The organism is Kineosporia babensis, assembly GCF_021129305.1.
GTDB classification, from domain to species: Bacteria; Actinomycetota; Actinomycetes; order Actinomycetales; family Kineosporiaceae; genus Kineosporia; species Kineosporia babensis.
In genome coordinates this window covers 342,614-367,238 of the sequence record NZ_JAJOMB010000003.1, presented here as the reverse complement: position 1 = coordinate 367,238, position 24,625 = coordinate 342,614, and the positions used below count along the sequence as shown (strand labels likewise).

Annotated in this window: 19 protein-coding genes; 11 read left to right on the top strand and 8 right to left on the bottom strand. The window is 68.4% G+C overall.

The genetic code is table 11. The features are described 5' to 3' along the window. The first annotated feature begins 110 nt into the window (after positions 1 to 110). The 6 genes from LR394_RS07530 (at position 111) to hydA (ending at position 6,609) form a co-directional block, all read left to right on the top strand. The gene (locus tag LR394_RS07530) at positions 111 to 1,673 is read left to right on the top strand and encodes an ABC transporter substrate-binding protein (protein ID WP_231439890.1); all 1,563 of its coding nucleotides are present in this window, start codon (positions 111 to 113) and stop codon (positions 1,671 to 1,673) included. 68 nt (positions 1,674 to 1,741) lie between these two features. Further along, the gene (locus tag LR394_RS07525; RefSeq protein ID WP_231439888.1) at positions 1,742 to 2,785 is read left to right on the top strand and encodes an ABC transporter permease; all 1,044 of its coding nucleotides are present in this window, start codon (positions 1,742 to 1,744) and stop codon (positions 2,783 to 2,785) included. Beyond that, positions 2,782 to 3,627: an ABC transporter permease gene (locus tag LR394_RS07520; protein WP_231439886.1), complete on the top strand. Its 846-nt coding sequence runs from the start codon at positions 2,782 to 2,784 to the stop codon at positions 3,625 to 3,627. Before LR394_RS07525 ends, LR394_RS07520 begins: the two co-directional genes overlap by 4 nt. Then, entirely contained in the window at positions 3,627 to 4,445 is an 819-nt protein-coding gene (locus LR394_RS07515) for an ABC transporter ATP-binding protein (RefSeq protein WP_231439884.1), read from the top strand. Before LR394_RS07520 ends, LR394_RS07515 begins: the two co-directional genes overlap by 1 nt. Next, positions 4,442 to 5,242, top strand: a complete 801-nt coding sequence (locus LR394_RS07510; protein ID WP_231439882.1) for an ATP-binding cassette domain-containing protein — start codon at positions 4,442 to 4,444, stop codon at positions 5,240 to 5,242. Before LR394_RS07515 ends, LR394_RS07510 begins: the two co-directional genes overlap by 4 nt. After that, entirely contained in the window at positions 5,239 to 6,609 is a 1,371-nt protein-coding gene (gene hydA / locus LR394_RS07505; protein ID WP_231439880.1) for a dihydropyrimidinase, read from the top strand. Before LR394_RS07510 ends, hydA begins: the two co-directional genes overlap by 4 nt. A 6-nt stretch (positions 6,610 to 6,615) precedes the next feature. On the opposite strand, the gene LR394_RS07500 is transcribed toward hydA, so the two are convergent. Beyond that, complete coding sequence (locus tag LR394_RS07500; protein ID WP_231439878.1) at positions 6,616 to 10,878, bottom strand: WD40 repeat domain-containing protein; 4,263 nt, start codon at positions 10,876 to 10,878, stop codon at positions 6,616 to 6,618. A 279-nt stretch (positions 10,879 to 11,157) separates the two neighbouring features. Here LR394_RS07500 and LR394_RS07495 point away from each other — a divergent pair, with 279 nt between their 5' ends. After that, a complete protein-coding gene (locus LR394_RS07495) occupies positions 11,158 to 12,207 on the top strand; it encodes a hypothetical protein (RefSeq protein ID WP_231439876.1) in 1,050 nt (349 codons plus the stop codon). Here LR394_RS07495 and otsB read toward each other — a convergent pair. Genes otsB through LR394_RS07480 form a run of 3 tightly spaced genes read right to left on the bottom strand, consistent with a single transcriptional unit; the run spans position 12,204 to position 13,857 of the window. Further along, positions 12,204 to 12,977 (bottom strand): trehalose-phosphatase, encoded by a 774-nt coding sequence (gene otsB / locus LR394_RS07490; RefSeq protein ID WP_231439874.1) that lies wholly within the window; start codon positions 12,975 to 12,977, stop codon positions 12,204 to 12,206. The two genes, LR394_RS07495 and otsB, sit on opposite strands and share 4 nt — an antisense overlap. Positions 12,978 to 13,022: 45 nt before the next feature. Continuing rightward, positions 13,023 to 13,682, bottom strand: coding sequence for a YigZ family protein (locus LR394_RS07485; protein ID WP_231439872.1), 660 nt, complete (start codon positions 13,680 to 13,682; stop codon positions 13,023 to 13,025). A gap of 7 nt (positions 13,683 to 13,689) precedes the next feature. Further along, complete coding sequence (locus LR394_RS07480; RefSeq protein WP_231439870.1) at positions 13,690 to 13,857, bottom strand: hypothetical protein; 168 nt, start codon at positions 13,855 to 13,857, stop codon at positions 13,690 to 13,692. Positions 13,858 to 14,065: 208 nt separating this feature from the next. On the opposite strand from LR394_RS07480, the gene LR394_RS07475 reads away from it, so the two are divergent. Beyond that, a complete protein-coding gene (locus tag LR394_RS07475) occupies positions 14,066 to 14,542 on the top strand; it encodes an SAM-dependent methyltransferase (RefSeq protein WP_231439867.1) in 477 nt (158 codons plus the stop codon). Here the strand turns inward: LR394_RS07475 and LR394_RS07470 are convergent. The 3 genes from LR394_RS07470 to LR394_RS07460 form a co-directional block, all read right to left on the bottom strand. Further along, positions 14,539 to 15,375, bottom strand: a complete 837-nt coding sequence (locus LR394_RS07470) for an aldo/keto reductase (RefSeq protein WP_231439865.1) — start codon at positions 15,373 to 15,375, stop codon at positions 14,539 to 14,541. The genes LR394_RS07475 and LR394_RS07470 overlap by 4 nt on opposite strands. A 126-nt stretch (positions 15,376 to 15,501) precedes the next feature. Continuing rightward, entirely contained in the window at positions 15,502 to 17,727 is a 2,226-nt protein-coding gene (locus tag LR394_RS07465; RefSeq protein ID WP_231439864.1) for a glycoside hydrolase family 3 C-terminal domain-containing protein, read from the bottom strand. A gap of 35 nt (positions 17,728 to 17,762) precedes the next feature. Next, positions 17,763 to 19,067: an MFS transporter gene (locus tag LR394_RS07460; RefSeq protein WP_231439862.1), complete on the bottom strand. Its 1,305-nt coding sequence runs from the start codon at positions 19,065 to 19,067 to the stop codon at positions 17,763 to 17,765. 153 nt (positions 19,068 to 19,220) lie between these two features. On the opposite strand from LR394_RS07460, the gene LR394_RS07455 reads away from it, so the two are divergent. From LR394_RS07455 to LR394_RS07445, 3 genes are all read left to right on the top strand, one after another. After that, entirely contained in the window at positions 19,221 to 19,841 is a 621-nt protein-coding gene (locus LR394_RS07455) for a TetR/AcrR family transcriptional regulator (RefSeq protein ID WP_231439860.1), read from the top strand. A 51-nt stretch (positions 19,842 to 19,892) separates the two neighbouring features. Next, entirely contained in the window at positions 19,893 to 20,705 is an 813-nt protein-coding gene (locus tag LR394_RS07450) for a class I SAM-dependent methyltransferase (RefSeq protein WP_231439858.1), read from the top strand. Between the two features lie 109 nt (positions 20,706 to 20,814). Beyond that, entirely contained in the window at positions 20,815 to 21,375 is a 561-nt protein-coding gene (locus tag LR394_RS07445) for a hypothetical protein (RefSeq protein ID WP_231439856.1), read from the top strand. 90 nt (positions 21,376 to 21,465) lie between these two features. On the opposite strand, the gene LR394_RS07440 is transcribed toward LR394_RS07445, so the two are convergent. After that, complete coding sequence (locus tag LR394_RS07440) at positions 21,466 to 24,585, bottom strand: putative Ig domain-containing protein (protein ID WP_231439854.1); 3,120 nt, start codon at positions 24,583 to 24,585, stop codon at positions 21,466 to 21,468. Positions 24,586 to 24,625: the final 40 nt, after the last annotated feature.

The window sequence follows — 24,625 nt, the reverse complement described above, 5'->3', positions numbered from 1 at the left end:
ACCCGAACGGTCAGTCTTACCGCACCGACGCGAGCTGACGCACCGAACTGGCTCACCCCGTCCGCAATTTCGCATTACTGCCCGCACCTCCCAGTGGAAGCAGGTCCCCCATGCGTTCCCGTACTCTCCTCAGAGCCGGTGCCTTCTTCGGCGCCGCCGCCCTGCTCGCCGCGTGTTCCGGTGGTTCCTCCTCCAGCGAGGGCGGTTCGGCCCGGGACGAGGCCCTGGTCATCGCCGAGAACGAGCCGCCCGCCTCGTTCGACCCGGTGCAGGCCGACAACTCCACCGTCGACGAGGTGGTGATCCCGGCCTACGACAGCCTTCTCACCTACGGCGACGACGGCGAGCTGGCCGGGGTCCTGGCCAGCGAGTGGAAGGTCGCCGACGACGGCCTGGGCGTCACCCTGACCCTGCGCGACGACGTCACCTTCCACGACGGCGCGAAACTGACCGCCACCGACGTGAAGTACACGCTGGACCGGATCAAGAGCCTGAACATCGGCGTGGCCTCGTTCCTGACCTCCTACGACTCCTCGGAGGCGGTCTCCGACACCGAGCTGCAGATCACCCTCAGCACCCCGGACGCGGTGTTCCTGCCCGCCCTGACCCGGGTCTACGTGCTGAACTCGGCGCTGGTGGAGCAGAACGCGGGTTCCGACCAGGGGCAGTCCTGGCTGGCCACCAACGACGCCGGCTCGGGCCCGTACCAGCTCACCGGCTACCGGGCCAACCAGAGCGCCGACTACGAGCAGTACGCCGACTACTGGCAGGGTTTCACCGGCCAGGCCAAGTCGGTCCAGTTCCAGTACATCTCGGACGCCTCCACGCAGAAGTCGGCGCTGGAGTCCGGTGACGTGGACGTGGCGATGGACATCGCGCCGACCGACTGGAGCGCCTTCGAGGGCCAGGACGGCTTCGCGGTGGACAAGGCCGACACCAACGTCGTGCTCTACACCTTCTTCAACATGGACGACGCGACCACCAAGAACGTGGCGCTGCGGGAGGCGATCGCGTCCTCCTACAACTACCAGGAGCACATCGACCAGATCCTGCTCGGCGCCGGCAAGGCGGTGACCGGCCCGCTGCCCAGCGGAATGCAGTGCGCCACCGCCGAAGTCACGCAGCCGGCCTACGATCTGGACAAGGCCAAGCAGATCGTCGCCGACAACAACCTGGACGGCACGTCGGTCACCATGACCTACCTGGAGGCCACCGCGGAGATGGAGCAGGCCGCCACCCTGCTGCAGTCCAACCTGGCCGAGATCGGCATCACCCTGGACCTGCAGGCGGTCACCTACCCGCAGTACGTGGAGATGAACTCCAGTCCGGAGACCCGCCCGCAGCTGGGCATGATCTACGCCTTCCCGGCCTTCCCCGACGCCAGCGCGATCATGTACCAGAACTTCAACTCCAAGATGATCGGCTCGCAGAACTGGGGTGGCTACAGCAACGCCGAGGTCGACAAGCTGACCGACGCCGCGCAGACCGAGTCCGACCAGGCCCAGCGCTGCGCCGACTACGAGGAGGCGCAGAGCATCGCGTCGGCCGAGTACCCCTCGATCAACATGGCCAACGCGCAGACCGTGGCGATCATGAACGAGCGGGTCCAGGACTTCACCTACCGCTCCTGGCACCACCAGACGGTCAACGTCTACGCCATTCAGGTCAGCTGAATTCCTCTGGCGGGGGCGCCTGCTCGCGCCCCCGCCCCGATCCGTGAAGGAAGGAGGACGGATTGAACGTGGCACGCTACGTCGCCCGGCGGCTCCTGCTGTCGGGGGTGGTCTTCTTCGGCCTCGTCGTGCTGGCCTTCGTGCTGGTCACGGTCCTGCCCGGAGACCCGGCCCGGGCCGCCGCCGGCCGCAACGCCACCGCGGCCCAGGTCGCCGAGGCCCGGGAACGACTCGGCCTGGACGACCCGGTCCTGGTCCAGTTCTGGCACTACCTGACCAACGTCCTGCAGGGCGACCTCGGCAACTCGGTGTTCACCCACCGCGCCGTGCTCGCCGACATCGCGGACGTCCTGCCCTCCTCCCTGGAACTCGTGGCCGCCGCCATGCTGATCAACATCGTGATCGGCGTGCCCCTGGGCGTTCTGGCCGCCTACCGGCGGGGGCGCACGCTGGACGTGATGGCCCGGATCGTGGCCCTGCTCGGCGCCACCATGCCGGTGTTCTGGCTCGGGCTGCTGCTGCAGCTGGTGCTCTCCAGCCGGCTGGGCCTGTTCCCGCTCTACGGCCAGCTCGGCTTCGGCGAACGGGTTCCGGACATCACCGGCGTCATCACCATCGACGCGTTGCTCTCGGGTGATCCGGCGCTGTTCTCCTCGGCGCTGGCCCACCTGATCCTGCCCGCGCTCACCCTGGCCGCCAGCTTCATCGCGGTGATCGCCCGCACCGTGCGCTCGTCGATGATCACCTCGCTGGACGCCGACTACGTCACCCTGGCCCGGGCCACCGGCGCCGGTGAGCTGCGGGTGGTGGTGCGGCACGCGCTGCGCAACGCCCTGGTCCCGATGTCCACCATCCTGGGCATGCAGCTGGGCTGGATGCTCGGCGTCACCGTCCTGGTCGAAAGCACCTTCTCCCGGCAGGGGATCGGCGCCTACATGGTGGATGCGGTGCTGCAGAACGACCTGTACGCGGTGATCGGCTCGATCCTGGTGATCGGGGTGGTCTTCATCGTCACCAACCTCGTGGTCGACCTGGTGCAGCTGTGGATCAACCCGCGCCTGCGCGACGGTCTGGCCCCTGCTCGCCCAGCTGCACCGGAGGCGGTCCGATGAGTACTTCCGTTGCTACGAGGAAACGCCGGCGGATCCCGCTCGTCGACCGGATCGCTCTGATCATCTGTGGCCTGGTGCTGGCGATCGCGGTGATCGGCCCGTGGATCGCCCCGCACGACCCGTACGCCGTCAACCTCAGCCAGCGGCTGCTCGGGCCTGGCCCGGAGCACTGGCTGGGCACCGACATCAACGGCCGCGACGTGCTCTCCCGCATCCTGACCGGGGCCCGGACGACGTTGCTGGCCACCGCTGTGGTGCTTGCCGTCACGGTGGTGATCGGGGTGGTGGTGGGCACTTTGGCCGCGGTCGGGGGACGCGTCGTCGACGAGATCATCATGCGGATCACGGACGTCGGGCTCGCGGTTCCCTCGATCGTCCTGGCCCTGGGGTTTGCGGTTGCGCTCGGGCCGGGCATCGGTTCGGCGATCATCGCGGTCAGCGTGAGCTGGTGGCCGGGGTACGTCCGGCTGATCCGGACCGTGGTCCGCGAGACCATGCAGTCCGAGTTCGTCGAGTCGGCAGTGGCTCTGGGGGTCGGCCGGCGTCGGCTGATCCTGCGGCACGTGCTGCCGAACTCGCTCGACATTCTCTACGTCCAGGTCACGCTCGACGTGGCCGCGGTCATGCTGGTCATTTCCGGCCTTTCGTTCATCGGCGTGGGCGCGCAGGTGCCTTCGGCCGAGTGGGGCGCGATGATCGCGGCTGCCGCCGACAACGTCACTTCCGGCTGGTGGGCGCTGGTCTTCCCGGGCCTGGCGATCGCGATCACGGCGATCGCGTTCTCGCTCGTCGGCGACTGGCTGCGGGTGCTGCGCGACCCGACTCTGAAGCAGGAGAACTGATGACACTGCTGGAGATTCGCGATCTGAAGGTCTCGTACGGTGAGCGCGAGGTGGTGCACGGCGTCAACCTCTCGGTCGGCGCCGGCTGCCGCACCGCGCTGGTGGGGGAGTCCGGCTCGGGCAAGTCCGTCACCGCCCGGGCGGTGCTGCAGCTGGATGTTGCGGCCTCGCTGTCCGGGTCGGTGTCGCTCAAGGGCCAGGAGCTGGTCGGGGCCAAAGCCTCTGAGCTGCGCTCGGTTCGGGGGTCCCGGGTGGGACTGGTCTTTCAGGATCCGCTGACCTCGCTGAACCCGGTGATGACGATCGGCTGGCAGATCATGCAGCCGCTGGTGATTCGCGGGGTGAAGAAGAAGGAGGCGCGCGAGCGCGGGATCGCGTTGCTCGCGCGGCTCGGAGTGAAGGACGCTTCCCGCCGGTTCGACGACTACCCGCACCAGTTCTCGGGCGGGATGCGGCAGCGGGTGGTGATCGCGATCGCCGTGATCGCGGAGCCGGAGCTGCTGATCGCGGACGAGCCGACCACGGCCCTGGACGTGCGGGTGCAGGCCCAGGTGCTGGATCTGCTGCACGAGGTGGCGGTCGAGCGGGGGATGGCGGTGCTGCTGATCACCCATGACCTGGGTGTGGTGGCCGGTTTCGCGGACGACGTGGTGGTGATGCGGCACGGGCGGATCGTCGAGACGGCGCCGGTCGCGCAGCTGTTCGCCGATCCGCAGCATCCGTACACCAAGGGTCTGCTCGGGGCGGTACCGCGGCTGGACCGGGATCCGGCTCAGCGTCTGGTGTCGGTGGAGGAGATCGAGGCGGTGGCAGGGTGAAATCTGTTCTTGAGGTTGACGGGCTGACCAAGAGCTATCCGGGGGCGTCCCGTCCGGCCGCGGCCGATGTCTCGTTCAAGATGGCCGAGGGCAGCGCCCTCGGGCTCGTGGGGGAGTCCGGTTCGGGCAAGTCCACCACGGCCCGGATGATCGCCGGCCTGGAGAAGCCCGACAAGGGCTGGGTGGTGCTGGGCGGCAGGCAGATCGACGGTCTGTCGCGCCGGGCGATGCAGCGGGTGCGGCGGGACATGCAGGTGGTGTTCCAGGACCCGTACTCGTCGCTGAACCCCCGGATGAACGTGGAACAGCTGGTCGGTGAAGGCCTGCTGGTGCACAGCATCGAGACCGACCGCGCGGCCCGCCGCCGTGAGGTCGAGCGTCTGCTCGGTCTGGTCGGGCTCGGGCACGTCGATCTGGGCGCCTACCCGCGCTCGTTCTCCGGCGGGCAGCGTCAGCGTCTGGCCATCGCGCGGGCCCTGGCCGTGCGGCCGAAGCTGCTGATCTGCGACGAGCCGGTCTCGTCGCTGGACGTCTCGGTGCAGGCACAGGTGCTGAACCTGCTGCGGGATCTGCAGAGCGAGCTCGGTCTGTCGATCCTGTTCATCGCGCACGACCTGGCGGTGGTGCGGTACCTGTGCGATCAGGTCGTGGTGATGAGCGACGGCCGCGTGGTCGAAAAGGGCAGCCGTGAGCAGGTTTACGGCGATCCCCAGCATGAGTACACCCGGGATCTGCTGGCCGCGGTCCCGGTTCCCGATCCCTCGCACTCTCGGCGCAGCGTTACGGAGGAAAAGTGAGCGACCTCGTGGTCCGGGGCGGGACCTTGGTCCAGCCGGACTGGTCCGGCCCGGCCGACCTGCATCTGTCCGACGGCGTGGTGAAGGCGGTCGTCGCCCCCGGTACCGCGCTGCCCGATACCGAGGTGCTCGACGCCACCGGCAAACTGGTGATGCCCGGCGGGGTGGACCCGCACTGCCACGTGGGTTTCACCAGCGGTGAGTTCACCTCGCTGGACGGCTACGCCGAATGCACCACGGCGGCGGTGCTGGGTGGCACCACCACCATCGTCGACTTCGCGATCCCGCGGCCGGGCCAGCGTCCGATCGATGTGGCCGCCGACCAGCAGGCGAAGATCTCGCAGGGCTTGTGCGACGCGGCTCTGCACGCCTCGGTCGTGGAATGGGACGACACCACCGCCGAGCAGTTGCGCAGCCTGGCTGCCGACGGCTTGGTCACGGTGAAGATGTTCACCACCTACCGTGGTGAGACGATGGCCAGCGCCGACACCATCCTGAAGACCATGCAGGTGCTGAAGGAGTCCGGTGGCATGGTGGTGATCCACTGCGAGGCCAATCCGATCATCGAGGAGGATCAGCGCCGCGCTGCCGACCGCAACCAGATCGACGCCGCAAACATGGCCGGCACCCGCTCGGAACTGGCCGAGACTGCGGCCGTGGCCGAAGTCCTCGCGATCGCCGAGACTCTGGACGCACCGGTCTACTTCGTGCACCAGTCCACTCCGGCCGCCGTCGAACTGGTCGCCGCCGCCCGTCGTCGTGGTCTGCGGGCCTACACCGAGTCCGTGGCGCATCACCTGGTGCTGGACGACTCGCTCTACTCCGGCCCGAATCCCGAACGCTGGGTCTGCTGCCCGCCGCTGCGCGATCGCGCCACTGTCGAGGCCCTGGGTGGTTACCTGGCCAACGGCGAGATCACCACCGTCGCCTCCGACCACTGCTGCTACGACACTGCGCAGAAGGTCTCGCACAAGCACGATGTGCGGCACATGCCGAACGGGCTTCCCGGCGTGCAGACCCGCCTGCCCGTAATCTTCTCGAAGTACGTTGCCGGGGGCCGCATCACGCCCTCACGCTTCGTCGAGCTCACGGCCGCCAACCCGGCCCGCACGAACGGCATCTACCCCCGCAAGGGGACGCTGGCCCCCGGAAGCGACGCCGACCTCGTCCTCTGGGACCCACAAGCCCGCTGGACCATCACCGCCTCCGAATTGGCCCAGGCCACCGACTACACGCCGTACGAGGGCATGGAAGTGACCGGGCGGCCGGAGACCGTGGTGGTGGGCGGACGGGTGATCGCTGCCGGCGGCCAGATCGTCGATGCGACGCCCCGAGGTCGATTCCTGCCGGGTGCTATCGCCCGCTGACCGGGTTCAGCGGCAGGGTGATTCGGCGACGCGGAGGCCGAGCAAGCGCCAGTCTTCCTCGGCGTGGTCTCCGGACAGGTCCGCGCAGATCGCCCTGACCGCTGTGGCCGGGTCGACCTTCCAGACTCCGACTGTGCCGTCGACGCCGCTGCTGTACAGGGTCTTGCCGTCCGGGGCGAATTCGACCCGGTTCAGGCTGTCTTCGTGGCCGATCAGTTCGGCGTCCAGGGCACCGGTGCCGGTGCTCCAGAGGCGGATGACGTGGTCGATCATGGTGGCGGTGGCGATGGTGGCGCCGTCGGGGGAGAAGCTCAGGGCGCGGATGCCGTTCGGGTGACGGCCGAACGTCTTCTTCGTCACCCCGGTGCTGGTGTCGAAAAGCCTTATTTGGCCGTCATTTCCTCCGACGGCCAGGGCGCGCCCGTCGGGGGAGAGCGCGGCGCGTTTGGCTCCTTGATCTTCCGGCGGCTGAATGGTTCGGTACGGCTCGGCGTCGGAGTTGCGCAGATCGGCTGTACGGTAGAGCAGGATCTGGTCCTGCGGCTTGCGCTTGTCGTCGCTGGTGGAAGTGAGCAGGACGGCCAGATGCTGCCCGTTGCTGCTCAGGGACATGCTGAGGGTGGTCTGGTCGGGGTACACATGATCGGCCAGCGGTTTGAGCGTGGTCAGGTCCCAGACCTGCAGGCGTGGGTCGATGCTCTTGCGGGTCATGGTGTTGTCGAGGGTCGGTCCGCTGCCGGCGAACAGGAGTTTCCCGGCGTCGGAGAATCTCAGACCGTTGACCTGGCGGTCCTTTCCGACGTTCAGTGTCACCCGGTGTTTTTCGTCCGGGTCGAGGATGATGATCTCGCCGGCGTCGCTTCCGGCCGCGATGCTGCCGTCCGGGGACCGGGCGACCTCCCAGATCGGGCCGTGACCCTGACCCAGCTTGCGGGCGAGCCGGCCCGGGCGATCCTGCCGCCAGAAGGCTCCGTCTCCGTCACCGACCACGAAACCTTGCCGATCCGCGGACAGCCCGATCAGCGCGGACTCCAGCGGTCGCACCCACTCGCTGCTCCACCGCATCAGCATGGTGTTGTTGGCGCCGGTTGCAGCGACCAACGAGCCGTCGGTGGACTTGGCGAGGTCGAAGACGACGCCAGTGCCCCGATGTTCGGCTGAACCGAAGAAAGCGGTTCCGGCCCAGTCTCCTTGGGAGACGTTCCAGACCCGGACCACACCGCCGCCGGCGATCAGAACGTTCCGCCCACTGGCGGAGTACACCAGGCTGGAGATGCCCGGAACAGCGACCTTGGCAGTGGCGACCTTTCCTTCGGCCTGGCCGGTTCGGCCGTCCCAGAAACTGACCTCGGCGGAGTCGCCGAGGCCGAAGGCCAGTTGGCCCTGCGGAGAGAAGGCCAGAACCGGAAGGAGGGCGGACCTGACCGGCGGCAGATCGGCGATGTTCTTGCCTGCCTTGACGTCGATCAGTTTGACCACGAAGGGGCCGTCTTCACCCTTGCGGGTGGCCAGGGCAAGGAGGCCGTTCTCGCGAGAGAATGCCATTTCCATCGCAATCCGGCCGGGTTCCAGCGTCACGTATCGCTTCTGCCGATGCCCGTCCCGGACGTTCCAGGTTCCGATCTCGGACCGTTCGTTGTCCACCGTCATCAGGATGATGGCGGAGTCGGAAGCCCAGGCGGTATGAAAGTTACCGGGGAACGAGCGCTTTGGTTCTCCGGTTGCGACGTTCCAGATCTGGACCTTGTCGCCAGCGCCGGCCGACAGCATGGTTCCGTCGGGGGAGAAGCCCATCTGCCAGATCGAGGAGGACAGCTTGCCCAGTTCGCGGACCATCGTGTGCGTCCGGTTGTCCCACAGGCGTACGGCGCCGTCCTGCCCTCCGGTCGCGGTCCAGCGTCCGTCCGGGCTGAGCGACACCTGCTTCTGAACAGTGCCCGTGGCCAGAACGCCTGCGCTGTCCAGCATGTGGCTGCTGAACAATGCGCCACGCGCTTCGGGAGTCTGCGCCTCGGCCCACCCGCGAAGGGCCAGGAGTTTGGCCTGGCGCGGGTTGGTTGCGGCGGCCTGCAGCGACTGGGCCGCGTACCTCTGCGACTGCGCGACGGATCGCTGGGACTGAGCCAGAGCAGTCTGTTCACGAGCCGCCTGCGTCTGGGAGTAAGCGTATCCTCCGGCCCCGACCGCAACGATCAGGAGCACAACGAGGGACGCAGCGAGGCGGCGAAGTCTGCGGGTGCGGCTTTGCTCGGTAAGTAGTTCCTGCTGCGCGGCTTTCAGGGAGGCGTCGATGAATTGTCGTTGCTCGGGTGTCAGGTCGTCCCGATCGGCCGCCCAGTCCTGGATCGCGGCCAGCCGGGCGCCCCGGTACAGGGCGCCCGGGTCGTGCGCGTTGGCCTGCCAGTAGCGCACGGCCTCGGTGAGTTGCTGCTGCAGTTGCAGGTTCTCGCGCTCGGCAGCCACCCAGCCGGCCAGGCGGGGCCAGGCCCACAGCAGGGCCTCGTGCGAGATCTGCACGCTGCCCTGGTCGGCCGTCATCAGTCGCCGCTCGACCATTGCGTCCAGCCAGCGCCCGGTTGCTTCGGGCCGGGGGACACTGCGGCGCGTGACCTCGTGCCCGGTCACCACCACGCCGCGCAGCAGCAGGCGGCGTAACTCCTGCTGCTCGTCACTGTTCAGGTCGGCGTAGACCTCTTCGGCCTCCTGCGTCACCGCACCGCTGATCCCGCCGCCGGCGCGGTAAGCGTCTACCGTGAGGTCACCGCCGTCGCGCCGTTGCCAGGTCGTCTTCAGGGCATGGGCCAGCAGCGGCAGGGAACCCGGATCGTACGTCCCGGCGCCACCGACGCCCAGATCGGCCAGCAGCAACTCCACCAGCGCGGGCTCCACCCGTACCCCGACCCGGCCCGCGGGGTGAAGCACCGCCTGCCGTAGGTTCTCGGGGGACATCGGGCCCAGCACCACCTGCTCACCCGGCAGGTACCCGGCCAGTTGCTCCATCCGCACGCAGCGCTCGTAGAAGTCTGCGCGCACCGAGATCAGGACCACCGCGGGCGCGGCACTCACCAGGGCGGTCACGAACTCGCGCCGATGCTCTTCGCTGACCGTCGCGGTGTCGAAGACCTGCTCGAACTGGTCCACCACGATGAGCAGATTTCCCGGGGTGGCCGCGGTGAACGCGCCGAAGTGCTCCGGGTTGCCGAGCACTGTGTCGATGCCGGAAGCCGCCCCGACTCGCCCGGCCAGTTCCACCAGGGGACGCACCGCTCGGGGAGCGGAGGCACCCACGGTGCGCACCTCGTCCGTACGCCCTGTAGGAGTCATCACCACGACCTGCCACTGCCCCACACCCGCCCGTTGGGACTCCTCGCGCCGCAGTGCCGGCACCACGCCGGCCCGTAGCAGGGAGGACTTGCCCACCCCGGAGACTCCGACCAGCAACAGCGGTCCCCGTGGGGCGTGCGCGGCCTGCGTGATCCGCCCGACGAGCTCGTTCACCACCCCGGCCCGGCCGGTGAAGAAATCCGCGTCGCGGGCCTCGAAACTGTTCAGGCCCGGATACGGGCACACATCGATGCCCGGTCGGACGAACGCTCCGTTCCAGGTGGTGTCCCCACGGCGCAAAGTGCCGACCAGGTCGGCGAACAGGCCTGTCATGGTCACCAGTTGCTCGTGAGCCCGGTCGTTCTCCTGACGCTGCTGCGCACCCCTCACCGCCAGTTCGTCGGTGACCCGGCTCAGGGCGCGGACGATGTCGTCACGCAAGCGCTCGACGTCACCTCCCAGCCCACAGACCGCCAGGAGCACGTCACGCGCCAGCGCGGTCGAGGACTCGCCGGCGGCCTGAACGGTCGCCTCGATCGCCCCCAGCGACTGCAGCAGAGCAGCGACCTCGCTCTGCAGTGCCTGCGAGTGCTCCAGTTGCCCGGCCAGGGTCTGTGCGATTGCCGAGCACCACTCTTCCTCGGAAGGATCGTCTTTCAGCCTCGAGGCGGCCATCGACACGGCATCGGGCAGAAATCCGCTCCCGAGGTCACTGATGCCCCGGAACAGGCCGGCGTAGTCGCCCCCGACGGCCGAACCGACCAGTGGCGCGATGGACGACGCCGTCAGGCCCGCCACCAGCGCCCAGGGCCCGGCCGCCCGACTGGTGTCGCCGGCCCGCTGCATCCACCGCTGGATGCCGCCGCGGGCAGCGTCCTTGCGGTTCTGTGGCCGGCCGTCGCCGAGCAGACTGAGCCCCTCGAGCGGATCTGTTTCCTGACTCAAACCGTGCACCCCCGTCAGGCGCTGATTCCCCCGATCGGCGCCCGCGGCATTCTGGCGCGTGATGGACCGGCAGTGTTGGCGATCGCGACCGGGCTGCCTGAAAGGGTGGTGTGCTCCCACGACGAGGGGGCGGCTTGACGGCGTCCGGGTTGATTGCCAATGTCACATCGTGCAGGCATCTGTGACGACCTGAACCTGTTCAAGTCGTCCCAGCGGGTCCGGGCCGACTGCCTGAGCCCCTGCCGAGATCGTCGCCGGAATCGTCAAGGAGATGTCGTCATGATGGTCGCGGTGATCGGGAGCGCCGAGGCCGGGCGGACGTACGAACCGGAGATGCCGGATCCGGCGGCGGCGATCCAGGCGGCCGAGGAGATCGGCCGGGAACTGGCCACGCGGGGCCATCAGTTGGTGGTCTTCAGCAGCGACTCGGCCTTCATCGAGGGTGCGGCGGTCCGCGGCTACGTGGGCTCCGGCCAGGCCCGACCGGGTTCCGTCCTGGTGCGTAACACGGTGCGGCAGAGTCTGGACGTGTTCCCGGAGCACGCCGATCACGAGGACCTCTTCGACCATGCGCCGGCTCAGGGTGGCTGGGAGGTGGCCTACTACCGCGCCTTGTTCGAGGTGGACGGCGTGATCCTGATCGGCGGTGGGCGCTCCACCATGATCGCGGCCATCATCGCGCTGGCCAGGCGCACGGCGATCGGCCCGCTCACCGCATTCGGGGGCGCGGCCGCCCGGGCCTGGGAGCGCCTGGACCACTCGCCGAACACGGCCACCCGGGAGGACCTGTCCGCCTTCACCGGGCGCTGGAGCCCGGACAAGGCCGCGGAAGCCGTTCTCGCGGTGGAACGTCAGCACCAGGCTCGACTGGTCGATCTGGCGAAGGACGGTCGGCGCCGGCGGACCGAGACGTGGATCAAAGTGGCCGGTCTGCTCAGCGCATTGCTGTTCCTGCTCCTGGGTCTGCTCACGGTGGTGCTGGCGGCGACCTGGAAACCCGAGGGCGGGGGAGCGATAGCCCTGCTGGTCTTCGGGCCGGTGCTGGCCGCGATGAGCGGTGGACTGATCCGCCGGCCGACCGAGCCGTCCGAGTCACGCCTGCAAGCAGCGGTTTTCGGCGCGGCGGCCGGCGGTATGTCCGCGTTGCTGTTCATCGGCGCCCAGTTGCTGACCGACCCGGAACTGCTGCAGGGCGAGAGCGCGGCCCGGTTGTGCATCTACGTGGTGCCAGTCGGTTTCATCGCCGGTCTGGCCTTCGACGCGGTCCTGACCAAACTGCGCGGCACCGACGTGGTGCAGACCAGTTCCGTGCAGTCGCCGAAGGTTTAGGCGTCGGCCAGCGCCCCGAGCCATGCGGCGAAGTCATCCGGGTTCTCGAAATGTACGCCCGACACGGCCGCCACCTCTGGTGCGGTCTCACGTCCATGTACCACCAGGGCAGTGCCGCCGGCCGCCCGCACCGCCGTAAACGCTGGTAGGTCACCCTTGTCGTCGCCGGCGTAGGCCACGTGATCCAGGCGCTGTTCCTGAACCAGCTGACGCAGAGCCGTTCCCTTGTCCACCGGCAGGGGCGGCCGCAGTTCCTGCACCAGCTTGCCCGGCTCCGGCGCCAACCCGGTCTCGGCCGCCACCCGGGCGACCACCTCGTTCACCCGAAGCCCCGCACCCTCCAGGTCCGGTGCGTTCCTCCAGTGCACTGCCACAGCGACGCTTTTGGCCTCGACGTGAACGCCGGCGGCATCACCCAGCGCCTGCGTCAGCAATTCCCGGGCCTTCTGCACAGCGCCCAGCCACTCCTGCACACCCGGCCCCGTAACGCTGGAACCGTCCACCTGGCGCTCCAGCCCGTACGACCCGAGCAGCACGAGACCCGGAACCGGAACCCGCTCGGCCAGGAACGCCACCGGACGTCCGGACAGCAGGGCCACCAGGTCAAGGCGCCCGGCCAGGCGCTCCAGCGTGGCCGCCAGCCCCGGCAGCAGTTGACTGGCGGCCGGGTCGTTGATGATGGGTGAGAGGACGCCGTCGAAATCCATGACGATCCCGGTACGGCTTCCGCTGGTGTTCAGGCGAGCGATGACGTCGGCGCGTTCGTCCATGGGCCCGACCCTTTCAGGCCGGTGAAGACCCGGCAAGACGAACCCTCAGTGTTCCATCACGACGGTCTCGCCCCGCTCGGCCACGAGTTGGCCGGCGCTCGCGGCGGCCAGGGACGCGTCCAGTTCGCTCAGGTGGTCCGGCGGTACGAGCAGGGTGATGACGGCGCTCGCGGCGTAGCTGACGTCGGCCACCTGAGCTTCGTGGTTGTCGGCCCAGTCCCGCAGCACACCCTGAATCCGTCCGGCATCCTGATGCGGGACGTCCACGGTGACCTGAACAGCCGGGGTGCGGCGGACGATCTGGGCCAGGTCGAGAGCCTCGGACACCGAACCGGAATACGCGCGGACGAGTCCACCGGCTCCCAGCTTCACCCCGCCGAAGTAGCGGGTCACCACGGTCACCAGATCGGTGAGCTCGCGGCGGCGCAGGACTTCGAGCATAGGGACGCCCGCGGTACCGGACGGCTCGCCCCCGTCCGACGAACGCTGCTGGTCGGCCTGGGTGCCGATGATCAGTGCGACGCAGTGGTGCCGGGCGTCCCAGTACTGCTTACGGACCGCGGCGATGACGGTCTCGGCCTCTTCGGTCGTGCGGGCCGGGGCCACGTAGGCGATGAACCGGGACTTCTTCACCACGAGCTCGTGCTCGAGGGCGGTCGCGATGGTGGACGGATAGTTCGTCGTACGGGTGCCGGGGTCGTCCACGCGTCGGTTACCGCTTGCCCTTGCCGAAGAAGATCGTGACGATCGCGGCCATCGCGGCCGCGAACAGCGCGGTCGAGGCCCAGGAGCCCTCGTCACGGGCGAACATCAGGCCGATGATCGGCAGGGCGAAGCAGAAGGAGACAACAAACCAGGTCAAGCGGTTGATGGAGAGCATCTGCGAACCTTTCGAGCAGCCCTTGGTGCGGGCGATGGACCATTCGTCGGGACGGCGCTCACAGCCTTGTGAGTCGTCCCGACGGTGATCCACTCTCGCTCAGTCCGGACCAGGCCTCAAGTGCGCTCCTCGCTCCCCGGCGAAACCACCGAGACTCTCCCCGGCCTGGGGGTGGAGATCGGCCCGAACCGCACCCAGACTGACCTCTATGGCTGAACCGAGGACGTTCGAGGTCACCCCGATCGGTACCGTCCACAACCAGCGGACGGACGTCCAGAACTCCGATCACTGGGGTGCGGTTCGCAGCACGATCACCATCGACGAACGCTTCGGCGACGCCGCCCTCCAGGGCCTGGAACTCTTTTCCCACGTCGAGATCTACTTCGTCTTCGATCAGTTCCCTGACACGAACGACCACCGCGAACCCCGCCCCTACCGCGGACGTCCCGAATTGCCGCCGGTCGGAGTCTTCGCCGGCCGTGGTCCCCGCCGCCCCAACCGGATCGGCGCCACGTGCTGCGCCATCGAGTCAGTCCGAGCCCGCGAACTCGTCGTCACCGGCCTCGATGCGGTCTCCGGAACCCCGGTGATCGACCTGAAGCCGGTGCTGACCGTGTTCCTTCCGCGCAACGTCCAGGAGCCGGAATGGGTCAGCGAACTGATGGCCAAGTACTTCCAGCCCTAGTGCCCGAACGCGTCCGAGTCGGCCACCACCGACTCGCCCTGGTCCAGCGCCGACAGTTCGTGCACCTGCTGCTCGGACAGCTCGAAGTCGAACACCTGCAGATTCTGCCGCAGCCGCTCGGGGTTTGCCGACTTCGGGATCGGGACCAGGCCGAGCTGAACGTGCCAGCGCAGCACTACCTGAGCCGGTGTGCGCTCCACCGCGCGGGCGATCTCGAGCACAGCGGGCGCCGAGAGCACCTCGGTGTCCTTTCCGCCGATGGGCGACCAGGACTCGGTCAGGATGCCGTGCTCGGTGTGGAAGGTGCGCACGGAACTGCGGGTGGCGGCCGGGCTGAGCTGGATCTGGTTGACGTCCGGGGCGACCTGGGTGGCGGCGATGATGCGTTCCAGGTGGGACTGCTTGAAATTGCTGGTGCCGATGGCCTTCACGAGCCCGGACTCCAGCAGGTCCACCAGCCCTTCCCAGGCTTCGAGGTAGCGGTCCTGCGAAGGGTTGGGCCAGTGGATGAGCAGGAGATCGAGGTACTCCAACCCCAGGGACTCGAGGCTGCGCTCGGCGGCCGGGCGCACCAGGTCCTTGCCGTGCCAGCGCTTGTTGAACTTGCTGGTGACGAACACCTCGGAGCGCTCGACTCCGGAGGCTTTGAGGCCGCGGCCCACGCCGGTCTCGTTGCGGTAGTTCTCGGCGGTGTCGACCAGGCGATAGCCGGCCTGCAGGGCGTCGGCGACCACGCGCTCGGACTGGGCGTCGTCCAGCGGCCAGGTGCCCACTCCGATCGCCGGGATCTGCGCGCCGTGGAGTAGACGCCGGGTCGGGACTGCGTTGCTCATCTGGTCCTCCGCTCGTGAAGCTCTTGAAGCCTGACCGTTCTGACCGGCGGCATCAACCAGGAGCGTAGACGCTGAATTCCGCACAGTGAGAGACCGCGTGGAGCCGAAGCCCCACGCGGCCGTGCATCAGACCTGGGCGAGCAGGTCCGCCACCACAGCCTTGCTGTCCACCGACGAGCCGAAGCTCAGCAGCGCCCGCAACGGCATGGACGCGACCATGGTGCGCATGTGCTCGTCCGCGAACATCGCTGCGGTGGTCGGGGCGTCCTGGTTGGCCATGTGCTCGTGCAGCACCGCGGCGCCGGTGGGGTGCTCCAGCCAGTCACCGAGCGTGGAGTCCGCGTCCAGGTCCGGCACGACAGAGGGAACTTCGAGGGTGATGACCTCGTGCGCAGCGAAATCGCGGGAGGAAGTGGCGACGTCGATGGTGAATTCACCCGGTTCGACCAGCCAGCCCTTGGGGGACCAGAAGGCGAAGTCCCGCTCACCCAGTTCGAAGGTGAGCGTGCGCTTCTCGCCCGGGGCCAGATGGACCTTGGCGAAGGCCTTCAGTTCTCGCACCGGACGATCGACGGACGCCTTGGGGTCGCCGACGTAGATCTGCACGACCTCGCTGCCGTCCCGGTCTCCGGTGTTGGTGACCACCGCGCTCACCACCGCCTTCGCCGCAGCTGGATCGGCCACGGCGACCACAACGTCACTAATTTCGAAAGTGGTGTAGCTCAGACCGAAACCGAACGGGAAGGCCACGTTCCGCTCGGTCGCGTCGTACCACCGGTAGCCGACGTAGATGCGCTCGCCGTAATGCACCTTCTGCGGGGTTCCGGGCCAGTTGACGTGGGCCGGGTTGTCGGCCAGTGACAGCGGGATCGTCTCGGCCAGGCGACCACCGGGCTCGGCCGTGCCGAACAGCACGTCCGCGGTGGCCGATCCGCCGGCCTGACCGCCCAGCCAGGTCTCCAGGATCGCGCCGACCTTGCCGATCGCCGGGCTCAGATCCACCACCGAGCCGTTGCTGAGCACGATCACCACGTCGTCCCGGACCGCGGTCAGGGCCTGCAGCAGCGCCAGCTGAACGGCGGGCAGATCGATGTGGGTGCGGTCGAAGCCCTCGGACTCGTCCCGATCGGGCAGACCCAGGAACAGCACCACGTTGGCGGCGTTCCGGGCGGTCTCCACGGCCTCGGCCAGCAGGGCGTCGTCCTCGGTACCGTCGAGGAGGAACCCGGCGGAGAAGACCACCTCGCGGGAGGTGGCGGCCTTGACCGCATCCAGGGCGTTGTCCACCTGGGTCGGAACGATGTGCGAGCTGCCGGCGCCCTGGAACCGCGGAGAGCGGGCGAATTCACCGATGACGGCGAGCGTTCCGCCGTCCTGGACGTCCAGTGGCAGCACCTGCTTGCGGTTGACCAGCAGCACGGTGCTCTCCGCGGCAATCCTCCGGGCCAGTTCGTGGTGCTTGGCCCGGTCGAAGCTCTCCTGCGCCTGCTGGGCCGCCCGCAGCCGGTCCAGAACGGTGAGCAACCGTGAGACCGCGCGATCGACCACGGACTCGTCCAGTTCGCCGTTCTTCACCGCGGCCAGAACCTCGTCGGCGTGCCCGTCGGCCGCCGGCATGGCCAGATCGGTGCCCCCGGCGACGGCCTTGGGCGGGTTGCTCACCGCGCCCCAGTCGGAGACGACGTACCCCTCGAAACCCCAGTCGTCCCTCAGTACTTCTTCCAGCAGCCAGTGATTCTCGGTGACATACACGCCGTTGAGCCGGTTGTACGAGGCCATGATCGTGGCGGGCTGAGCAGTCTTGACGATGTGCTCGAAGGCCGGCAGATAGATCTCGCGCAGGGTGCGCTCGTCCACCTCGGCCGAGACCCGCATCCGCTCGGTCTCCTGGTTGTTGGCCGCAAAGTGCTTGACCGAGGCGCCGACCCCCTGCGACTGCAGACCCTGTACCCAGGCGGCGCCGAGAGCACCGGCCAGCAGCGGGTCTTCGGAGAAGTACTCGAAGTTGCGCCCGCACAGGGGAGACCGCTTGATGTTGACTCCGGGGCCGAGCAGCACGTCCACACCGAAGCTGCGCGACTCCCGGCCGAGCGCCTCGCCCATCTCCTGAAGCAGCGAGGGATTCCAGGTGGAACCGGTGGCCGCCGCCGTCGGAAAGGCGGTAGCCGGCTCGCTCTGGTTGAAGCCGAGGTGATCGCCGAAGTCGAGCTGCAGCCGTACCCCGTGCGGGCCGTCGGTGAGCAGACTGGCGGGAATGCCGAGGCGCTCGACTGCGGGGGTGTTCCACAGGGAGGCGCCCGACAGCAGCGTCACCTTTTCCTCGATGGTCAGCTGGGCTACCAGGTGGTGCATCGAAACTCCTTGCTGAGTAGGAAGACTCTGGGATTTCACCGGGCTCCCTTGATGAACATGGTGGAGACCGCGCCGACGGCGACGACAACCGCACCGACGCCGAACAGCAGCCCGTAGTTGTTGCCGCCGGCACCGATGGCCAGAACGGCCGGGGCCACGGCCGGAGCCAGAGACTGGGGCAGCGCGTTGGCGATGTTGAAGACGCCCATGTTCTTGGCGGCCTCGGTCTCCTTGTTCGGCAGGACGTCGGTGACCAGCGCCAGGTCGACCGCGAAGTACATGCCCATACCGGCCCCGGCCAGCACCGCGCCGACGTAGAGGTAGGACGGGTTCTGGGTGGCGGCGAGGGCGAGCAGACCGGCCGCGGCCAGTACCGAGGAGAGGATCACGAAGACCTTGCGGCGGCCGGTGCGGTCGGACAGGTAGCCGCCCACCGAAGCGGCCACGACCAGGACGGCAGCCTGCGCGACCATCAGCCGCAGCTGCCAGCTGAGCGCCTCACCGTCGTCGAAGCCGAACCGGTCCTGCAGGAAGTACACCTGGTAGGCGTTCCAGAAGGCGAAGCCGAACAGCAGCAGGAACCGGCCGGCGAAAGCCCAGCCGAAGTCCGGGAACTGGCGCGGGCTGATCCAGAAACCCTTGAGGAACGAGCCCAGGTCGAACCGCCCGACCTCCTCGCGGGTGGCGGTGCGGTCCTTCAGCACGGCGACCAGGAAGAGGACGCCGGCCAGGGCGATCGTGGTCGGGATCAGGAACATCCACATCGCCGGGACACCGGCGTTGGTCAGGCTCAGCGCGATCCCGATACCGGCCAGCGGCGCAACGTTCTGGGCGATGCCGAGCCAGCCGGAGACCTGCGCCCGCTGGGCCTCGCCGACCTGGTCGGGCAGCAGGGCCTGCAGGGCGGCCTGGGCGCCGTTGAAGGCGGTCTGCGTGATCGCCCAGCCGATCACCACCACCGGGACGGACGGTGCCACCGCGATGATCATCAGGCCGACGCTGCCGCTCAGCACACCCCACAGCAGCCAGGGCCGGCGCATCCCCAGCCGTGAGGTGGTGCGGTCGGACAGGGCTCCGGCCAGCGGGTTGGCGATGAACGCGAAGAAGGCGCCGACCCCGGTGACCAGGGCCAGGTCACCGGCCCGGCCGGCCTCCGTGGACAGGTCGCTCACCCGCAGCGCCAGCGTGCTCACCACCGGGGTGATCAGCGCGATGTACATGGTGAAGTAGGCCGCGATGTAGGCGGCGATCAGGATCCGGGGCGCGTTCTCCTCCGGCGCGGCCGGGCCGCTTCGGGAATCGCCGAAGGACGGGCTGGGCTCGCTGTGCACGGTTGCCATCGTGAGACCTCTCTGTCTCCTGCTGAGTGCTTTCGGACGTGCGGGACCGGCGGGCGGGATCCGTCACCGAATCCCTACCACTTGGTAAGCAATGGAAAACTACCAAGTGGTCGACGTTCGTGGGAAGAGGACCAACGGCGGTACCGTCGCGTCATGCTCATCACCTCCGGTCCTGATCCGGACACAACGGCCAAGACGGGCTATGCCCGGGGGAGGGTGAAGCGTCGGCAGATCCTGGAAGCCGCGACGGCGGTCTTCGCCGACGTGGGTTTCAACGGGGCCTCGCTGCGCGAGATCGCGGCGCGGGCGGGCATCTCGCACCCGGGCCTGCTGCACCACTTCCCGACGAAACCGGCCCTGCTGGAGGCCGTGCTCAAGCATCGCGACGAGGTGGACACCACCGCCTTCGACGCCGACATCGCGCGCGGCGTCTCGAAGTTCGAGGCCCTCCTGCTCCTGGCCGAGCGCAACCAGCAGCGCCGGCCACTGGTCGAGCTGTTCATGGCGGTCGGCGCCGAGGCCACCTCGCCGGCCCACCCGGCCCATGAGTATTTCGTCAACCGCTATGAGCAGGCTGTGAGCTTCTTCCGGGAGTGGTTCGAGTCCGAGGAACTGCGCGCCGGCCTGCAACCGGAAGACGCGGCCCGGCACATGGTCGCGCTGATGGACGGCCTGCAGGTCCAGTGGCTGATGTCGCTCGGCGGTCCGCCCGAGCGCGAGGTGGACATGGCCGCCTGCCTGCGCTCGTACCTCCACCTGGTTCTGCCGGCCTGAGCCAGCACTTATCCATTGCCGTTCCCGGTCCGGCGCCTTGAGAATCCGTGAATGACGGCCAACTACGGCATGGAACGCACCTCCGAGGAATACCAGCGCCTGCGCTTCCAGGCCCGCTACTGGGAACCCGCCACCGCCCGGCTGATCGACCGAATCAGCCTGCCTCCAGGGGCCTCCTGCCTGGATGCGGGATGTGGCCCGGGCGAGACCATGCGGTTGCTGGCCGAGCGGACAGGCCCGTCCGGACAGGTCGTCGGCCTGGACTCGGACGTTTCACTCGGCGTGGCCGCCCAGCAGATGCTGCACGAGCTCGGCCACACCAACACCCAGGTGCTCGCCCACCAGATCCAGCCCGACGAGCCCCTGCCCGGCGGCCCGTACGACCTGGTGGCATCGCGCCTACTGCTGCTGCACCTTCCCCAGCGGGTCGAGGTGCTCGCCCGCCTTTGGGAGGCCGTGGCTCCGGGCGGACACCTGCTCATCCAGGACTACGACATGGCCGTGCTCGGCGACGCCCCGCTCTCACCCGCCATGGACGCGTACAAGCAGGTCATGGACGACGCTTTCGGTGGGCTGGGCGTGGACCTGCGCACCGGGACCCGCCTGCCCGTGCTCTTCGCCGAAGCGGGTATCGGCGCTCCGGACGGCACCGACATCGCTGGCGAGGTAGGCACTTTGGCGTCAAGCCAGCCCATGCTCGAGCAGGTGGTCCGCGGGGTACTTCCGGCGGCGGTTGCGGTCGGAGCAATGGACGCGATGCGCGCCGAATCCGTTCTGCGCGGGCTTGCGCAGGAGGCGGCCGAGTTCCCGGACCGCCCGATGCTGCCGCCGCTCCTGGTCGGGGCCTGGAAGCGTAAAGGCTGAGTAGGCTGATGCTGTGAGTTGGGAGGACGTGCGCAGACATCATCGGTCGCGAGTGAACGACGTCTTGCGTCGGCCGGGCATGTACAGCCAGGACGAAGTGGTCGAGCAGATGCTGATCGAGGCGCTGGCCGCGGTCGACGGTTTGCTGGATGCCTGGGCTGCCGAATTGCAGGGCCTACGTGAGCGCGGTGCCTTCCGTCCCACCGGGGTCCGCGGTGCGTACCGGAACCTGCTCCCGGCGGCTCTTCTTCGTGAAGCAGCAGCCTCGGTATACGCCGAGAGTGCTCACCGGATCGGTCTTCTCGATCTTGACCGGTCTCTTCCGGTCGGCGAGCTCGCTCGGTTGAAAGAGCGTGTGGAGGGCTGGACGGCCGAGGACCGCTCAGCCTCGGACGTCATAGCGTCGTTCGGGGAACCGTCGATCTGGACCGGTTCGCGCAACCCGCTGCATTCCCGGAACATCAGCTACGCCGCAGATCAGGCGTCGGCCGGGTTCGTCTGCTTCCATCTCTGGAACACGCCCGATGAGAACCGTCCGGAGCCGGTACTTCTGGCCGTGCGGAACCGCAGTGGCCCGTTCTCAGAGGCCTTCTCGTTCACGCCAGAAGGAATGCGTCAGAAGAATGCTCTGGTTGCGCCGACGGTGCCCAGCCCCGGAAAAGTATCCTGAGACCTCAATGTCTGTCTTCCCCGATCGGGACGGGCGTTCGCAAAGCGTGAGAAGGGCTGCCCCGCAGACGGGGCAGCCCTTCTCCGGGTTCTATCGGACGGTCAGGGTGAACGTCTGCGTTGTGGCGCCGGAGGTGCTCAGCGCCGAGATCAGCACCCGGTAGGTGCCCCGCAGGGTCGGGGTACCGGACAGGGTGGCCGTGCCGTCGTTGTTGTTGACGAAGCGCACACCGGGCGGCAGGAGCCCGAGCGAGTTCAAGGATGCGGCGGGGTAGCCGCTCGTCGTGACGGGGAACGTGAACGCCGTGCCGCGGGTGGCGGTGGTGTTGTTCGCGCTCGTGAAGGCCGGGCTCTGGCGCACGGTGATGGTCAGCGTCTGGGTGGTGGTGCCCCCGGTGTTGTTCGCGGTGACGGTGACCTTGTGGCTACCGCCGCTGCCGGCCGCCGGGCGTCCGCTGATGGTGCCGCCGCCGTTGGTGTTGGCGGTGAAGGTCAGGCCTGCGGGCAGGCCCTCGACGGTGACGGCCGGGGTGGGCGAACCGGTGGTGGTGATCGCCTTGGTGAACGCCAGGCCGACCATCGCGGTGGCGGTGGCCGAGGAGGTGATGACCGGGGCCTTGGTGACGGTCAGGGTGAACGCCTGGGTCGCCGTGCCGGCGCTGTTGGTGGCGGTCAGGGTCAGCGGGAAGGTGCCGGTGCTGGACGTCTTTCCGGCCAGGACGGCGGTGCCGTCGGTGCCGGGGGTGAGCGTCACGCCGGAGGGCAGATTGCCGGAGCGGCTGATGGTTGCGGCCGGGAACCCGGACGTCTTCACGGTGTAGGTGAAGGCGGTCCCGGCGCTGGCCTGGGTGCTGGCCTCGCTGGTGAAGGCCGGGGCACCACTGACGTTCAGGGTGAAGGCCTGGGTCGTCGTCCCGAGCGCGTTGGTGGCGGTCAGGAGCAGCGGGTAGCTGCCCCCGGTGCCGGCGGCCGGGGTCCCGGACAGGGTTGCGGTGCCGTTGCCGTTGTCGGTCACGGTGATGCCGTTGGGCAGGTCGCCGATGGCCGTGACGCTGGTGGCGGCCGGGGCGGTGGTCACTGAAAAGGTGCCGGCCTTGCCGATGGCGAAGGTGGCGTTCTCGGCGCTGGTGAAGTTCGGGCCGTCGGAGGGCAGGGTCAGCTTGGTGGATCCGTTGACCCAGCCGGACAGCTCACCGCCGTACGCGGAGCCGAAGGCAGTGCCGTTGACCTTGGTGCCGGCCGGGACGGTGACCGGGGCGGCGTTGGAGCCGGAGCTGGTCACGGTGACCACGCCGTCCTGCACGTAGCCGGTGACGGCGGGGTTGGCCCCCATGCCGGCCTTCGCCCAGGCCTGCTGCTGGGCCAGGATGGTGGACGCCTCGGTCAGGGAGAGGTTGACCAGCGGGGTCTGGGCGGTGAAGACGCTGCGGTACTGGCTGATGATGCTGCTCATCAGCTGCATGCCGAGGTAGTCCGGGCCGGTCAGGTTGGTGACGTGGGCGTAGAACGGCCGGGGGTCGTTGGACAGGATGAACCGCAGGTCGTTGGCCGCGTCGGTGGGCACGATGTAGTCGGCGAAACCGGTGTCCGGGTCCAGCGGAGCCGCCAGGCAGGTGGCCGTGGCCGGGTTGTCCTCGCAGTAGCCGCTGCCGCCGTTGGCCCGGGACAGGTAGATCCAGTTGTACTCGTCGACCTGCTCCTGCCGGGTCGAGACGTTGTAGTACACGGCGACCGGGTGACGCGGGACGGTGGTGGCGCTGCCGACCACCCGGGCACCCTCCTCACGGGAGGCGTCCGCACCGATGTACTTGATCGCGTTGTCGCTCAGCGCGGTGCCGAAGTTCGGGTTGTCCACCGGCTGCTGCGGGTCACGGAAGAGACCGGAGTGCTCGCCCGAGAGGTACTCGGCCGGGTCGAAGTTCAGGCCCAGCTCCTTGCCCCGCTTGATGTTCTGGCTGATCTCGCTGCTGACGGCGGTGCGGGACAGCCACTTGATGTTGCTGCCGTTGGCGGCCGGGGCCTTGCCGTCGGTGGTGGTGCAGACCCACGGCACGACGCTGAAGTCCTGCTCGCAGCCCTGGTAGATGTGCTCGTAACCGTGGTTCAGCCAGTGGAACTCGCTCTTGTTCGCGACCAGGGAGTTGGTCAGGGCGTCGCGGCCGTTCCAGGCGTTGCCGTCCTTGTCGTTCACCGAGTAGTAGCCGTTGAACGCCATCGTGATCCGGTAGTCGTTGGCCTTCTGCCAGTCGACGACGTTGGTCACGTCCTGGGCGGTCATCCGGATGTTCGGCGGGACGGTGGTCACCGAGGCGGGGCAGTCCTCGGTCGGGGTGCAATTGTTCTCGGTGTCCCAGCGGGCGACGTAGCTGAAGGTGTCGTCGTAGTGGAACGTGAAGTAGTTGCGGTTGAATCCGAAGTGGGTGCCCTTGGTGACCCAGCTGACGACACCGTGCGCGATCTGGCGGAACTGCGACAGGCTGGTGCTCATCGCGCCGGTGATGATCATCTTCTCCACGCCGCCGTTGGCGTAGACGCCGACCAGCGAGCCGGGCGTGCTGGAGCCGGGGATCGGCACGGTGACGAACGGGGTGAAGGTGCCACCCGCGGGCATCACGTCCGCGCCGGCCGGGGTGGCGATGAACCCGTAGGTCCCGACCCCGATGGTCAGGTCACCGGAGAGGTAGCCGAATCCGCCGGACTTGGCCGCGTCGGTCGCGGTGGCGGTCAGACCGGTCAGGTCACCGGCGAAGCCGTTCGGGCTCGCCGCGTAGTTCAGGCCGACGGTCGGGTTCGCCCACTGGTAGGCGGCCACCGAACGCACCCCGAACTGCGCCTGGAACGCGGTCAGCGCGCTCAGTTCGGCAGCCGGCAGACCCCCGCCCAGGTCGTCGGGCAGGATGACCGCGTTGAACTTGGCCTCGGTGCCGTCGGCCAGGAATCCGGCCGTGATGGTGGGCCGGGAGGAGTCGGAGAGCTCGACCTCGGTGAAGGGGACGCCCTCGAGGGTGAACTGGTCGGCGATGCCCTTGACCCACACGCTGCCGTCGTCAATCACGAGGGCGCGCAGATTGATCCGGGGGCCGGCCGCGGCCGCGGAGGAGCTGACCGCCACGGCGGCCAGCGCTGCGGTCACCAAGATGGCGAGCAGCGCAGCGCCGGGGCGCAGAATTCGGCGGCCCGCCCGGCCGCGAGGGGGTAAGGAGAAGCGCATCGGTCCACCAGACGGAGTCGGTCAGATCGTGATCTCCGTT

What these genes read in the sequence shown, in the direction of transcription:
- LR394_RS07465 (WP_231439864.1), bottom strand. Translation starts at nt 17,727, where the DNA reads ATGCACCACCTGGTAGCCCAGCTGACCATCGAGGAAAAGGTGACGCTG.
- LR394_RS07495 (WP_231439876.1), top strand. Translation starts at nt 11,158, where the DNA reads ATGATGGTCGCGGTGATCGGGAGCGCCGAGGCCGGGCGGACGTACGAA.
- LR394_RS07475 (WP_231439867.1), top strand. Translation starts at nt 14,066, where the DNA reads ATGGCTGAACCGAGGACGTTCGAGGTCACCCCGATCGGTACCGTCCAC.
- LR394_RS07520 (WP_231439886.1), top strand. Translation starts at nt 2,782, where the DNA reads ATGAGTACTTCCGTTGCTACGAGGAAACGCCGGCGGATCCCGCTCGTC.
- LR394_RS07460 (WP_231439862.1), bottom strand. Translation starts at nt 19,067, where the DNA reads ATGGCAACCGTGCACAGCGAGCCCAGCCCGTCCTTCGGCGATTCCCGA.
- LR394_RS07450 (WP_231439858.1), top strand. Translation starts at nt 19,893, where the DNA reads ATGACGGCCAACTACGGCATGGAACGCACCTCCGAGGAATACCAGCGC.
- LR394_RS07530 (WP_231439890.1), top strand. Translation starts at nt 111, where the DNA reads ATGCGTTCCCGTACTCTCCTCAGAGCCGGTGCCTTCTTCGGCGCCGCC.
- LR394_RS07470 (WP_231439865.1), bottom strand. Translation starts at nt 15,375, where the DNA reads ATGAGCAACGCAGTCCCGACCCGGCGTCTACTCCACGGCGCGCAGATC.
- LR394_RS07455 (WP_231439860.1), top strand. Translation starts at nt 19,221, where the DNA reads ATGCTCATCACCTCCGGTCCTGATCCGGACACAACGGCCAAGACGGGC.
- otsB (WP_231439874.1), bottom strand. Translation starts at nt 12,977, where the DNA reads ATGGACGAACGCGCCGACGTCATCGCTCGCCTGAACACCAGCGGAAGC.
- LR394_RS07515 (WP_231439884.1), top strand. Translation starts at nt 3,627, where the DNA reads ATGACACTGCTGGAGATTCGCGATCTGAAGGTCTCGTACGGTGAGCGC.
- LR394_RS07445 (WP_231439856.1), top strand. Translation starts at nt 20,815, where the DNA reads ATGCTGATCGAGGCGCTGGCCGCGGTCGACGGTTTGCTGGATGCCTGG.
- LR394_RS07440 (WP_231439854.1), bottom strand. Translation starts at nt 24,585, where the DNA reads ATGCGCTTCTCCTTACCCCCTCGCGGCCGGGCGGGCCGCCGAATTCTG.
- LR394_RS07480 (WP_231439870.1), bottom strand. Translation starts at nt 13,857, where the DNA reads ATGCTCTCCATCAACCGCTTGACCTGGTTTGTTGTCTCCTTCTGCTTC.